The organism is Pseudomonas sp. H1h, assembly GCF_000633255.1.
Classification (GTDB): Bacteria; Pseudomonadota; Gammaproteobacteria; order Pseudomonadales; family Pseudomonadaceae; genus Aquipseudomonas.
In genome coordinates this window covers 221,191-234,782 of the sequence record NZ_AYMJ01000015.1, presented here as the reverse complement: position 1 = coordinate 234,782, position 13,592 = coordinate 221,191, and the positions used below count along the sequence as shown (strand labels likewise).

Sequence of the window (13,592 nt, the reverse complement as noted above, 5' to 3'; positions counted from 1 at the left end):
CCCGCATCACTGCGGGCCTTTTCATTTATAGCGTTGGAGCAGCGGACTCAGCCCGCCACCAGCACCCGGATCGCTTCCAGGCGCAGCGCCGCTTTATCGAGCATCGCCAGACCCTGTTCACGCTGCTTGCGCAACGCATCCAGTTCGCTGTCGCGCACGGTCGGGTTGACCGCTTGCAACGCGGTCAGGCGCGCCAGTTCTTCTTCGGTATCGGCAGCCAGACGACGACGGGCCTCAGCCACGCGCTCGGCGTGACGCGGGGTGATCTTGTCTTCGCCGGCGTTGATCCGTGGTGTCAGCTGATCGCGCTGGGCCTGGATGAACTTGTTGGCGCTGGCACGTGGCACGCTTTCGAGCTGGTCGTTCAGGGTTTCGAACGAGACCCGTGGCGACAGGTCGTTGCCGTTGGCATCGAGCAGGCAGCGCAGGGCGGCCGGCGGCAGGTAGCGGCCCAGTTGCAGCGAACGCGGGGCCACCACTTCGCTGACGTAGAGCAGTTCCAGCAGCACGGTACCCGGTTTCAGCGCCTTGTTCTTGATCAGCGCGACGGCGGTGTTGCCCATCGAGCCGGACAGCACCAGGTCCATGCCGCCCTGCACCATCGGGTGTTCCCAGGTGATGAACTGCATGTCTTCACGCGACAGCGCCTGATTGCGGTCGTAAGTGATGGTCACGCCTTCGTCATCGCCCAGCGGGAAGCTGGCGTCGAGCATCTTCTCGCTTGGCTTGAGGATCAGGGCGTTTTCCGAATGGTCTTCGCTGTCGATGCCGAACGCATCGAACAGGGTTTCCATGTAGATCGGCAGGGCAAACTGATCGTCCTGCTCAAGGATCGCTTCAACCAGCGCGTCGCCTTCGCCAGCGCCGCCGGAATTGAGTTCCAGCAGGCGGTCGCGGCCAGTGTGCAGCTCTTGTTCCAGACGCTCGCGCTCGGTGCGCGCTTCGTCGATCAGCGCTTGCCACTCGCCGTCGTCAGCTTCTTCGAGCAGCGGCAGCAGGCGTGGGCCGAACTGATGCTGCAAGGCGTTGCCGGTCGGGCAGGTGTTGAGGAATGCGTTCAGCGCCTCGTTGTACCACTGGAACAGACGCTCCTGCGGGCTGGTTTCCAGGTACGGCACGTGCAGCTCGATGATGTGTTTCTGGCCGATCCGGTCGAGACGGCCGATCCGCTGCTCGAGCAGGTCCGGGTGCGACGGCAGATCGAACAGCACCAAGTGGTGAGCGAACTGGAAGTTGCGACCTTCGCTGCCGATTTCCGAGCAGATCAGCACCTGCGCGCCGAACTCTTCGTCGGCGAAGTAGGCGGCGGCGCGGTCACGCTCGAGGATGTTCATACCTTCATGGAACACGGTGGCCGGGATGCCGGAGCGCACGCGCAGCGCGTCTTCGAGGTCCATCGCGGTTTCGGCGTGGGCGCAGATCACCAGCACTTTGGTGCGCTTGAGCATTTTCAGCTGATCGATCAGCCACTCGACACGCGGGTCGAATTTCCACCAGCGCTCTTCTTCGCTGGCGTCCGGCTGGGCCTGGAAGCTGACTTCCGGGTACAGCTCGGCGTGATCACCCAGCGGCAGCTCAAGGTATTCGTCGGGGCACGGCAGCGGGTACGGGTGCAGTTTGCGTTCCGGGAACCCCTGCACCGCCGCGCGAGTGTTGCGGAACAGCACGCGGCCGGTGCCGTGGCGGTCGAGCAGCTCGCGCACCAGACGGGCGCTGGCTTCGGTGTCGCCATCATTGACCGCGGTCAGCAGGGCTTCGCCTTCGTTGCCGAGGAAACCGTGGATGGTCTTGTGCGCTTCGGGCGACAGGCGCCCCTTGTCCAGCAGTTCCTGAACGGCTTCGGCCACCGGGCGATAGTTGTCGCTCTCGGCGCGGAACGCGGCCAGATCATGGAAACGGTTCGGGTCGAGCAGGCGCAGACGGGCGAAGTGGCTGTCCTGACCGAGTTGTTCCGGGGTGGCGGTGAGCAGCAGCACGCCGGGAATTGTTTCAGCGAGCTGCTCGACCAGGGTGTATTCCGGACTGGCCTTGTCTTCGTGCCAGACCAGGTGGTGGGCTTCGTCGACCACCAGCAGATCCCAACCGGCGGCGAACAGTGCGTCCTGGGCTTTCTCGTCTTCGACCAGCCACTCCAGCGCCACCAGCGCCAGTTGGGTGTCTTCGAACGGGTTGCTGGCATCGCTTTCAATGAAGCGTTCTTCGTCGAACAGCGCAACCTGCAGGTTGAAGCGGCGGCGCATTTCCACCAGCCACTGGTGCTGCAGGTTTTCCGGGACGAGGATCAGCACGCGGTTGGCGCGGCCCGAGAGCAGTTGGCGATGGATCACCAGACCGGCCTCAATGGTTTTACCCAGACCCACTTCGTCGGCCAGCAGAACCCGCGGCGCGATGCGGTCGGCGACTTCACGGGCAATGTGCAACTGGTGCGCGATCGGCTGCGCACGCACACCGCCCAGGCCCCAGAGCGAGGACTGCAACTGGCGGCTGGTGTGTTCCAGGGTGTTGTAACGCAGGGAGAACCACGACAGCGGGTCGATCTGCCCGGCGAACAGACGGTCGCTGGCCAGACGGAACTGAATGAAGTTCGACAGCTGGGTTTCCGGCAGGGTGACCGCTTCGTTCTGCCCGTTGAGGCCGTGATAGACCATCAGCCCGTCGACGTCGTCGACTTCGCGCACGGTCATCTTCCAGCCTTCGAAGTGAGTAATGGTGTCACCCGGCGAGAACCGCACGCGGGTGAGGGGCGCATTCCGTAGCGCGTACTGGCGGGTTTCGCCAGTGGCCGGGTAAAGCACGGTCAACAAGCGGCCGTCCTGTGCCAGAACGGTGCCTAAACCAAGCTCTGCTTCGCTGTCACTGATCCAGCGTTGCCCCGGTTGATACTGCTGCGCCATGCTGCCTGACTCCCACCTTGAAAAAGCGGGCTATCTTAACGGAATGAGGCCCTGAGGCCAAAGGATTAGCAGCCGCTCCCGGCTTTTAACTGCAAAGGGAAGATTAGGTCATGCGTCGGTTTTTCGAAGGCTTGCGGCACCTGTGAGTGCCAACCCGGTCACAAGTTTGCGACCAGCGGCTCAAGCCACCTTCGCTCAAGCCGATAGCCTGCTGACAGGAGACCCTTTATATGCTGCCACCGATGCTCCCCCTGAGCGCTGTGCCAATCACTTCCCAGCAGGATCCGATTCGCCAGCGGCCGGACATTCCTCCGGTGGTGCCGGTGCAGGAAAGCTCCAACGAAAGCACGATCGATCTGCAAAAGCGCGATCCGGAAGAGGATCGGCTAATGGCGCGTGAAGAACAGCGTCGCCAGCAGGAACGCGATCGCCGCCGGCGCGAAGCCGACGAAGACCCGGAAGAACACCTCGCCGTGCCTGGCACCGAGCTCAATGCCGACAATACTGTGCCGGTGGTGCCGCTGATGGAAGATCAGCCACGTCAGGGATTGTGGGTCGATATCGAGATCTGATCCGCCTCATTTACATCAATTGTGATCACGCGTGGGTGCTGGCGACTGGTCAGCGCTGGCGTGAGGCTGCATGATTGGCGCAGTCCTGCCGGTTGCGGCAGTTGTGATTTCTTCAAGCGATGCATCGAGCGCCATGAGCCAAGACGACAAATTGATCGACCTCAGCACCGAACGCGCCAAGCGGGTGCATGACCTCAACGAGAAACGTCTGAATGAAGTGCGCAAGGCCTTCGAGCAGGCGATGCCGTTGGGAAATGCCAAGAAAAAGCCGAAAAAGAAACCGAAAAAGCGTTGATCTCCCTCCGCATCCTTTGATGCAGGTCAGTTATTTTCCCGCCTTTATCCCCTGTGTTGACCGGACTTGATCCTGGTCAATTTCTGCGCCTGCGTGATTGGTTAACTTAGTTCCATCGCAGCAAAGCAGGGGCCAGGAGGCCACAGTCATGTTTTTCGATAACGTGGTGTTTGCCGGGGTTCTGACCGTAGGGCTCATGGTTCTGTTTTTTGCAGGGTTTGGATTTTTTATCTGGAAGGATGCGAATAAGCGCAAGAAGTAGGTCTTTCTGGATTTGATGAGCACGCAAGGCATTTTGGGCGACTTCGGTTGCCCTTTTTTTTGTGTGCTTGGCGGCCTTTGGGCCGACCATGTTCTGGTTGGGGTGTGTGGATATCCGTTTCTTTGGGGGCTGCGGCTGGCGGTTTCGCCCTTACGGCGAGTCACTTTTGACAAACGCCTCAAAAGTAACCAAAAAGTCTTGCCCCAACGTTCGGCCCACTCGCTAAGGCTCGGGGTTCCTTCGCTCCGGGATCCATCCGGGGGCATCGCCTACGGTTTGCTTCGCTGCACCTCCTCTCGATGTGTTTGGCTGCGCCAAACGGTCGCTGCGCTCCCACCCCCGGATGAATCCCTCCACTCAGCCTTCCGACGGGGCCTGAAGATCAAGAGCTGCAGCCGAGCTAACGCTCATCCTGTTGAGTGGGGCGGCTTTGCCGCGTGCGGTACACACAAATCAAAGCCGTAGGCCTTGGCCTGCTCGCGATGGCGGCCTGCGAGCCGACCAATCTTTAACTGAATGCACCCATTCCAACTGTGGCAGCTGGCCTGCCAGCGAAGGCGGCCTGACGGCCGACCAATCCCCAACTGAACACACCCATACCCACTGTGGGAGCTGGCCTGCCAGCGAAGGCGGCCTGACGGCCGACCAATCCCCAACTGAACACACCCACTCCAACTGTGGGAGCTGGCCTGCCAGCGAAGGCGGCCTACGAGCCAGCCAATCCCCCATTGACCACACCCATTCCCACTGTAGGCCTTCGCCTGCTCGCGATGGCGGCCGACCAGCCAATCAATCTCAAAATGACTGCACCCCGTTACCCATGTGGAGCTGACGAAGGCTGCAATTTTTTGCTCTGGCTCTGGCTCTGGCTCTGGCTCTGGCTCTTGATGTTGCTCTTGATCTCCAGCCCCTTCGGCAGGCCGAGCGAAGGTGTTCATCAGGGGGTAGGCGCGCAGCGCCGTGTGGCGAAGCCGCATACATCGAGAGGAGGTGCAGCGAAGCAAACCGTAGGCGATGCCCCCTGATGGACACCGTAGCGAGGGAACACTGAGCCCCAGCGAAGTGCCGTACGCCGGGGTAAAGCTTTTTGGTTCCTTTTTGGCGTTTGAAAAAGGGACTCGCTGTAAGAGCGAAACCGCCAGCGGCAACACCCGCAGCAACGGATATACCCCCAACCCCCAAACAAAAAAAAGCGCGATCCTCTCGAATCGCGCCTTTTCATCAAAGCCTGAAGCCGACTATCAACTACCCAGAGCCTTCGAAGCCAACCAGAACAAACCAGCCGACAGCGCCACAGTCGCCGGCAGGGTCAGTACCCACGCCAGCAGAATGGTGCGCACGGTGCCACCTTGCAGGCCGCTCTTGTTAGCAACCATGGTACCGGCCACGCCCGAGGACAGCACGTGAGTGGTCGACACTGGCAGGCTGAAGATGTTGGCCAGGCCGATCATGCTCGCGGCGGTGATCTGGGCCGACATGCCTTGGGCATAGGTCATGCCTTGCTTGCCGATCTTCTCGCCGATGGTCAGAACCACGCGTTTCCAGCCGATCATGGTGCCCAGGCCCAGAGCCAGGGCAACCGCCAGAATCACCCAGAACGGGGCGTATTCGGTGGTGGTGGTCAGGTCTTTGCGCAGTTTGTCCAGGTCAGCCTTTTCGCGGGCTTCGAGGCCCGGCAGCTTGGCGACTTTCTTCGCGGTATCGTCCAGGCACAGCAGGTAGCGACGCACTTCGATGCGGCTTTCGGCCGGCAGCGAGTGGTAGTCCGATACACCTTTGAGGGTATGCAGCAGGGCGGAAATGGTCGGTTCGGTCTGCTGCGGGTTGCAGCGGAATTTCTCCGGCAGATCGCCTTCCACGCTTTTGCCCAGGGCCAGGAACTCGCCGAGGGTGGATGCGTTGCGCTGGTAGAACTGGCTCAGGTGCAGGGTCGCATCACGCGTGCGTTCGATCTGGTAGGTGGTGCTGTTAAGGTCAAGGACGAACTGCGCCGGCACGATACCGATCAGCACCAGCATGATCAGGCCGATGCCTTTCTGACCATCGTTGGAGCCGTGCACGAAGCTCATGGCCATGGCCGACATCACCAGTACCAGGCGATTCCAGAACGGCGGGTGCTTCTTGTCGTCGATCTTGCGGCGCTGTTCCGGCGTCTTGTGCATCTTCGACAGCGGGCGCCACCATTTCAGGCCGATCAGCACCAGGGCTGCGACGAGGAAACCGGCCATTGGCGAGAACACCAGCGAGGCACCGATGTCGATCGCTTTCTGCCAGTTCACGCCGTCAGCCAGCGGAATGTCGTTGATCAGGGCATTGGCCAGGCCGACACCGAGGATCGAGCCGATCAGGGTGTGCGAACTCGACGCCGGGATACCGAAGTACCAGGTGCCCAGGTTCCAGGCGATGGCTGCGGCGAGCAACGAAAACACCATCGCCAGGCCATGGCCGGTGTTCACATTGATCAGCAGTTCCACCGGCAGCAGGTGAACAATGGCATACGCCACGCCAACGCCGCCCAGCAATACGCCGAGGAAATTGAACACACCGGAGAAGAACACCGCCAGATGAGGCGGCATGGCTTTGGTGTAGATAACAGTGGCTACCGCGTTAGCGGTGTCATGAAATCCATTGATGAACTCGAAGGCGAGGACAAACGTCAGGGCGAGCAAGAGGCTCACAAGCACCCAAGCATCCAGTCCGCTGAATAAATCGATCATGAAGGTTTTCTGACCCGGTCATAAGGGGGCGCGATTATGCCAGAAAAGACTGGAAATCGATCCCCTACCTGCTCATCGGTAGCCCACTTCGATGAATTAAATTGTTGCAAGGTGCAATGGCCGAGTGAATTGCAGGGTTTTGCAAGCTCTTGATTAGCCTAAAAAAATAGCGCTCAGCCAAGGTTTTTACCGAGGCCGGAGGCGGCTCGAACGCTTGTGTGAAATATCTCTGAAACGTGTAAGACACGCTCCATTCCCGTGCAGGACGGGGGGAGGTGGCCGCTGCCCGCGGGTAGCGGGCGCGCAAGGCATCGTCGTTTCACCGCGCTTGTAACCGGTGCCGACGCAAACCCTCGAAAACTCAGGATCGTCCGTTCATGGCTCTTCGGTTTTGAGTTCTTCTTCCATCTTTTTCAGTTCTTGCTGGAAAACCTGATCCTGAACAGTGGGGCGTTTACGCCATGCCTTGCGTTCCGGTTCTGGTTGAGCGGCGTAGGTGGTGACTTCCCCGCCGTAAACTTCCTTGTAACGTTGTTCCTGGCGCTCAAGTTCCGCGCGCAGTTCGTCTTTCGTCACAGTGCTACCTGTTTGAGTTGAGATAAATGTCTGGTGAAACGCACTGCAACGAATCGATTGAGCGGATCCACCGACAGGTCATGCCCGGACGGGCATTGGTGTTATCGGCGGGGCGATCAAGACTTCCATGTTGCAGGCGGCTACGGCACCAGATTAAAACTGACGCAGCATCAGTTTCCTGTTTCAGCGAGTGCTGGCGTTGCATGAGTCATGCGCGTCAGCGCTGGCCGGGGCTGTCGGCGATTGGCATCGCGTCGGCAGGTGGCGGTCTCGGCGAATAACACGGGGCGCCACTGAGATGCATTATAGCGGTCGATTCGGGAATGACTATCTTTGCCAAGTTAAAAACGGTTCTGGATGTGTGATTGTTTTGTGACTGACGTTTTTTATCAGTAGTTAAAGTCGAGCCAAACCGTTATGGCCCCGTGTTGTGTTTCTGGCGTCATTAAGTCGAACAACTAACGGACCGCTTCAGCAGCTCGAAAAAGTTTAGAGAATATTGCCTCAAGGTCGAGTAAGGCGGGAGGCAGGCGATTGCGATAATCGGTCGGTGGTTCGATAATCGCCCAATCTTGGCGTCCCGGCCCTTGTTTATCTGCTGGCGAGCCGCTTGTATAGCCATTGATCCGTGTCGGAAAAAGGACAAGAAATGAACGATCAAATGCGCAACTCCTTCACTTCCGTAGCGCCGCCGATCGTCGCTTCGCCGGCCAAGCGTATTCAGGCGCTGACCGGCGATCCGGATTTCATGACCTCCCTGGCCCGTGGTCTGGCGGTGGTGCAGGCGTTTCAGGAGCGCAAGCGGCACCTGACTATCGCGCAGATCAGCCACCGCACGGAAATTCCCCGCGCGGCTGTGCGCCGTTGCCTGCACACCTTGATCAAACTGGGTTACGCCACCACCGATGGCCGCACGTACTCGCTGCTGCCCAAAGTGCTGACTCTCGGCCACGCGTATCTGTCCTCGACGCCGTTGGCGGTTTCCGCGCAGCCGTATCTCGACCGCATGAGCGAGCAACTGCACGAAGCCTGCAACATGGCCACGCTGGAAGGTGACGACATTCTTTATATCGCCCGCTCGGCGACCACCCAGCGGCTGATTTCGGTCGACCTGTCGGTGGGCGGGCGTCTGCCGGCCTATTGCACGTCGATGGGGCGCATCCTGCTGGCGGCGCTGGACGACACCTCGCTGGGTGAATACCTCGACCACGCCGAACTGGTGGCCAAGACCAGCCGCACCCTGCACACCCCGGAAAGTCTGCTCGAATGCCTGCAGGAAGTGCGGCAGCAGGGCTGGTGCATCGTCGATCAGGAACTCGAGCAGGGCCTGCGTTCGATTGCCGTGCCGGTCTACGACGCGTCGGGTCAGGTGGTCGCGGCGCTCAACGTCAGTACCCACGCCGGTCGCGTCAGTCGCACCGAGCTGGAACAACGCTTTCTGCCGGGCCTGCTCAGTGCCAGCCGCGACCTCAGCGCGCAGTTGTTCGCCTGATGAAGCTGTTCGATAAACGCACAGTGTTGCGTTTATCGAATTGACGCTAAAACCCTCGGATCATTAATGTCGCGGCAGCGTCATCCGGCGCAGATGTGAATGAGCCTGCCGGATTGTCGACTCCCATAATAATGACAAGAGGCAACTCTCCATGTGCATGCTCCCCGACTGTCGCCACTTCCGCCCGTATTGCCGGGTTCACCGCAACAGCTGATTCCAGCCTTCTATTCTTGAGTCCGTGCCAGTCTGTGGCCGGCCGCCGTTCGACTGCGTTTTTTGCGTGGAATAAAAATAATGAACCAGCCTCAGTCCGCTGTAGGTCGCTGCCTCGACGTGCAGACCTTCATCAACGCCCAACCGATCTCGCGCTATCAGTGGCGGGTGGTGATCCTGTGTTTCCTCATTGTGTTTCTCGATGGCCTCGACACCGCCGCGATGGGCTTCATCGCTCCGGCGTTATCGCAGGACTGGGGCATCGACCGCGCCAGTCTTGGCCCGGTGATGAGCGCCGCGTTGATCGGCATGGTCTTCGGCGCTCTGGGCTCCGGCCCTCTGGCTGACCGCTTCGGGCGCAAAGTCGTGCTGGTCGGCGCCGTCCTGTTGTTCGGCGCTTTCAGCCTGGCCTCGGCGTACAGCACCAACGTCGAACAGCTGCTGGTACTGCGCTTCCTCACCGGTCTGGGCCTCGGCGCCGGCATGCCCAACGCCACTACGCTGCTTTCGGAATACACCCCGGAGCGCAAGAAGTCGTTGCTGGTGACCAGCATGTTCTGTGGCTTCAACCTCGGCATGGCCGGTGGCGGCTTCATTTCGGCGAAGCTGATCCCGGCGTTCGGCTGGCACAGCCTGCTGCTGATCGGCGGAATCCTGCCGCTGATTCTCGCGGTGGTGCTGCTGTTCTGGTTGCCGGAATCGGCGCGTTATCTGGTGGTGCGCAATCGCGGCGCCGACAAAGTGCGCAAGACCTTGTCGCCGATCGATCCGGTCACTGTCGCCCAAGCGTCGAGTTTCAGCGTACCGGAACAGAAAACCGTCAAGGCACGCAACGTATTCGCGGTGATTTTCTCCGGCACCTACAGCGCCGGCACCTTGCTGCTGTGGCTGACCTACTTCATGGGCCTGGTCATCGTTTATCTGCTGACCAGTTGGCTGCCGACCCTGATGCGTGACAGCGGCGCGAGCATGGAGCAGGCGGCGTTCATTGGCGCGCTGTTCCAGTTCGGTGGGGTGTTGAGTGCAGTGGCTGTGGGATGGGCGATGGATCGCTTCAATCCGCACAAGGTCATCGGCACTTTCTACCTGCTGGCCGGGGTGTTTGCCTACGCGGTGGGGCAGAGCCTGGGCAACATCACGTTGCTGGCGACCTTGGTGCTGGTGGCGGGGATGTGCGTCAACGGCGCGCAATCGGCGATGCCTTCGCTGGCGGCGCGGTTTTATCCGACCCAGGGCCGGGCGACGGGTGTTTCATGGATGCTGGGGATTGGCCGCTTTGGCGCGATTCTCGGGGCGTGGATGGGCGCGACGTTGCTGGGCCTGGGCTGGAATTTCGAGCAGGTGTTGACGGCGCTGGTGATTCCGGCGGCGTTGGCGACGACGGCGGTGGTGATCAAAGGCATGGTGAGTCATGCGGATGCGACTTGAGTTGAGTCATTTTGATCCGTGCTGAACGTGCCGGCGCCTTCGCGAGCAAGCCCGCTCCCACATTGGAATGCATTTCAAAATGTGGGAACGGGCTTGCTCCGGGCGGCGTTCCGGCGATGCTGTTGATCTAGATTGATAGGGTGATAACAATCTGTTCGATAAACGAACACTCAGTCGATTATCGGATTGTTTGGCGATTTTTCGCGGCTTAATCTGCAGTGACTCCGGCGCTGAACCTCGCGCCTTTTTATCACTGGCGATTCACTACAAAAACGGGAGCCTGCTCCATGGCTGAGATCCTTTCGCTGCACGACGCAGTGAACCAATTCGTCAACGACGGCGACACCGTCGCGCTCGAAGGCTTCACTCACCTGATCCCTACGGCGGCAGGTCATGAAATCATTCGTCAGGGCAAGAAAGATCTGACCCTGGTGCGGATGACGCCTGACCTGATCTACGACCAACTGATCGGTTCCGGTTGTGCACGCAAGCTGATCTTTTCCTGGGGTGGCAATCCGGGTGTGGGTTCGCTGCACCGTCTGCGCGATGCGGTCGAGAAGCAATGGCCGCATGCGCTGGAAATCGAAGAACACAGCCACGCCGACCTGGCCAATGCCTACGTAGCCGGCGCTTCCGGCCTGCCGTTCGCAGTCTTGCGGGCCTATGCCGGTTCCGACCTGCCGAAGGTCAATCCGCTGATCAAGTCCGTGACCTGCCCGTTCACCGGTGAAGTGCTGGCGGCAGTGCCGTCGGTGCGTCCGGACGTGACCGTGATCCACGCGCAGAAAGCCGACCGCCAGGGCAACGTGCTGCTGTGGGGCATTCTCGGGGTGCAGAAAGAAGCGGCGCTGGCGGCCAAGCGCTGCATCGTCACCGTCGAGGAAATCGTCGATAACCTCAACGCGCCGATGAACGCCTGCGTGCTGCCGACCTGGGCCTTGAGCGCGGTCTGCCATGTACCCGGCGGCGCGCATCCGTCCTACGCCCACGGTTACACCGAACGCGACAATCGTTTCTATCAGGCGTGGGACCCGATCGCCCGCGACCGTGAGACGTTTACCGCGTGGCTCAACGAATACATCCATGGCTGCGCTGACTTCAGCGAGTTCCAGGCCAAGTTGGCCGCTGCTTCGGAGGCCCAGTAATGACGTACACCACCAATGAAATGATGACCGTCGCGGCGGCCCGTCGCCTGAAGAACGGCTCGGTGTGCTTCGTCGGCATCGGCCTGCCGTCGAAAGCCGCCAACCTCGCGCGCCTGACCTCGTCGCCCGACGTGGTGCTGATCTACGAATCGGGGCCGATTGGCGCCAAGCCCAGCGTGCTGCCGCTGTCCATCGGTGATGGCGAACTGGCGGAAACCGCCGACACCGTCGTACCAACCGGTGAGATTTTTCGCTATTGGCTGCAGGGCGGACGCATCGACGTCGGTTTTCTCGGCGCCGCGCAGGTCGACCGTTTCGGCAACATCAATACCACCGTAGTCGGTGATTACTTTTCCCCGAAAGTGCGTTTGCCGGGTGCCGGCGGTGCGCCGGAGATCGCCGGTTCTGCCAAAAGCGTGCTGATCATCCTCAAGCAGTCGGCGCGCTCGTTTGTCGACAAGCTCGACTTCATCACGTCGGTCGGTCACGGCGAGGGCGGCGATTCGCGCAAGCGTCTGGGGCTGCCGGGCGCCGGCCCGGTGGGGATCATCACTGACCTGTGCATCATGGAGCCGGAAGCGGGCAGCCATGAATTCGTGGTCACTGCGCTGCACCCCGGCGTGACCCGCGAGCAAGTGATTGCCGCCACCGGTTGGGCCATTCGTTTTGCCGACAATGTAGCCACCACCGCCGAGCCGACCGAGGTCGAACTGACCGCGCTGCGTGACCTCGAAGCACGCACCGCCGCCGCCCACGGCCAGGCACCGGGAGAAGCATGATGCGTGACGTGTATATCTGCGATGCGATTCGTACCCCCATCGGCCGTTTCGGCGGCGGACTGTCTGCCGTGCGCGCCGACGATCTGGCCGCGGTGCCGATCAAGGCGCTGATGGAGCGCAATCCTTCGGTGGACTGGAGCGCGATCGATGAAGTGTTCCTCGGCTGCGCCAACCAGGCCGGCGAAGACAACCGCAACGTGGCGCGCATGGCGCTGCTGCTGGCCGGCCTGCCGGACAGCGTGCCGGGCGTGACCCTCAACCGTCTCTGCGCTTCGGGCATGGACGCTATCGGCACCGCGTTCCGGGCGATTGCCAGCGGCGAGATGGAGCTGGCGATTGCCGGTGGCGTCGAGTCGATGTCCCGCGCGCCGTTCGTGATGGGCAAGGCTGACGCGGCGTTTTCGCGCAACATGAAACTCGAAGACACCACTATCGGCTGGCGCTTCATCAATCCGTTGATGAAGGCCCAGTACGGCGTCGATGCGATGCCGCAGACCGCCGACAACGTGGCCGATGACTATAAAGTGTCGCGCGCCGATCAGGACGCGTTTGCCCTGCGCAGTCAGCAACGCACTGCTGCCGCGCAGGCTGCAGGTTTTTTCGCTGAAGAAATCGTCGAAGTGCGGATCGCCCACAAGAAGGGCGAAACCGTGGTCAGCCAAGACGAACATCCACGCGCTGACACCACGATTGAAGCGCTGACCAAATTGAAACCGGTCAACGGCCCGGACAAAACCGTCACCGCCGGTAATGCCTCCGGCGTCAACGACGGTGCTGCCGCGCTGATTCTCGCTTCGGCCGAAGCGGTGAAAAAACATGGCCTGACGGCCCGCGCCAAAGTGCTCGGTATGGCCAGCGCCGGTGTCGCGCCACGCGTCATGGGCATCGGCCCGGTGCCGGCGGTGCGCAAACTGATCGAGCGTCTCGGCGTGGCGGTCAGCGATTTCGACGTGATCGAACTCAATGAAGCGTTTGCCAGCCAGGGGTTGGCGGTGCTGCGTGAGCTGGGGCTGGCGGACGACGCGGCGCAGGTCAACCCGAACGGCGGCGCGATTGCCTTGGGGCACCCGTTGGGCATGAGCGGTGCGCGGCTGGTACTGACCGCGTTGCATCAGCTTGAAAAGATTCAAGGCAAGAAAGGTCTGGCGACGATGTGCGTCGGTGTCGGCCAAGGTCTGGCCCTGGCGATCGAACGCGTCTGACGCAGCGCGTCGACTGA

At 61.0% G+C, this 13,592-nt stretch carries 11 protein-coding genes; 8 read left to right on the top strand and 3 right to left on the bottom strand.

The window, feature by feature from the left end:
- Positions 1–47 precede the first annotated feature (47 nt).
- Positions 48–2,894: an RNA polymerase-associated protein RapA gene (gene rapA / locus U862_RS0112720; RefSeq protein WP_025110750.1), complete on the bottom strand. Its 2,847-nt coding sequence runs from the start codon at positions 2,892–2,894 to the stop codon at positions 48–50.
- 230 nt (positions 2,895–3,124) lie between these two features.
- Between rapA and U862_RS0112715 the strand changes: the two genes are divergently transcribed.
- The 3 genes from U862_RS0112715 (at position 3,125) to ccoM (ending at position 4,023) form a co-directional block, all read left to right on the top strand.
- Positions 3,125–3,466: a hypothetical protein gene (locus tag U862_RS0112715; RefSeq protein ID WP_025110749.1), complete on the top strand. Its 342-nt coding sequence runs from the start codon at positions 3,125–3,127 to the stop codon at positions 3,464–3,466.
- Between the two features lie 133 nt (positions 3,467–3,599).
- The gene (locus tag U862_RS30885) at positions 3,600–3,761 is read left to right on the top strand and encodes a hypothetical protein (RefSeq protein WP_177327334.1); all 162 of its coding nucleotides are present in this window, start codon (positions 3,600–3,602) and stop codon (positions 3,759–3,761) included.
- Between the two features lie 148 nt (positions 3,762–3,909).
- Positions 3,910–4,023: a cytochrome c oxidase subunit CcoM gene (gene ccoM, locus U862_RS31320; protein WP_003222396.1), complete on the top strand. Its 114-nt coding sequence runs from the start codon at positions 3,910–3,912 to the stop codon at positions 4,021–4,023.
- A 1,241-nt stretch (positions 4,024–5,264) separates the two neighbouring features.
- Here the strand turns inward: ccoM and U862_RS0112700 are convergent.
- Together U862_RS0112700 and U862_RS0112695 are read right to left on the bottom strand one after the other, a co-directional pair.
- Positions 5,265–6,740, bottom strand: coding sequence for an inorganic phosphate transporter (locus U862_RS0112700; protein WP_025110748.1), 1,476 nt, complete (start codon positions 6,738–6,740; stop codon positions 5,265–5,267).
- 375 nt (positions 6,741–7,115) lie between these two features.
- Positions 7,116–7,316 (bottom strand): hypothetical protein, encoded by a 201-nt coding sequence (locus U862_RS0112695; RefSeq protein WP_003222398.1) that lies wholly within the window; start codon positions 7,314–7,316, stop codon positions 7,116–7,118.
- Between the two features lie 649 nt (positions 7,317–7,965).
- Here U862_RS0112695 and pcaR point away from each other — a divergent pair.
- From pcaR to pcaF, 5 genes are all read left to right on the top strand, one after another.
- Positions 7,966–8,808, top strand: coding sequence for a pca regulon transcriptional regulator PcaR (pcaR, locus tag U862_RS0112690; protein ID WP_003222399.1), 843 nt, complete (start codon positions 7,966–7,968; stop codon positions 8,806–8,808).
- A 294-nt stretch (positions 8,809–9,102) separates the two neighbouring features.
- The gene (locus U862_RS0112685) at positions 9,103–10,449 is read left to right on the top strand and encodes an MFS transporter (protein WP_025110747.1); all 1,347 of its coding nucleotides are present in this window, start codon (positions 9,103–9,105) and stop codon (positions 10,447–10,449) included.
- A gap of 287 nt (positions 10,450–10,736) precedes the next feature.
- A complete protein-coding gene (locus tag U862_RS0112680) occupies positions 10,737–11,594 on the top strand; it encodes a CoA transferase subunit A (protein WP_025110746.1) in 858 nt (285 codons plus the stop codon).
- Positions 11,594–12,373, top strand: a complete 780-nt coding sequence (locus U862_RS0112675; protein WP_025110745.1) for a CoA-transferase subunit beta — start codon at positions 11,594–11,596, stop codon at positions 12,371–12,373. The genes U862_RS0112680 and U862_RS0112675 overlap by 1 nt, the downstream gene beginning before the upstream one ends.
- The gene (gene pcaF / locus U862_RS0112670) at positions 12,370–13,575 is read left to right on the top strand and encodes a 3-oxoadipyl-CoA thiolase (protein WP_177327333.1); all 1,206 of its coding nucleotides are present in this window, start codon (positions 12,370–12,372) and stop codon (positions 13,573–13,575) included. Before U862_RS0112675 ends, pcaF begins: the two co-directional genes overlap by 4 nt.
- Positions 13,576–13,592 lie beyond the last annotated feature (17 nt).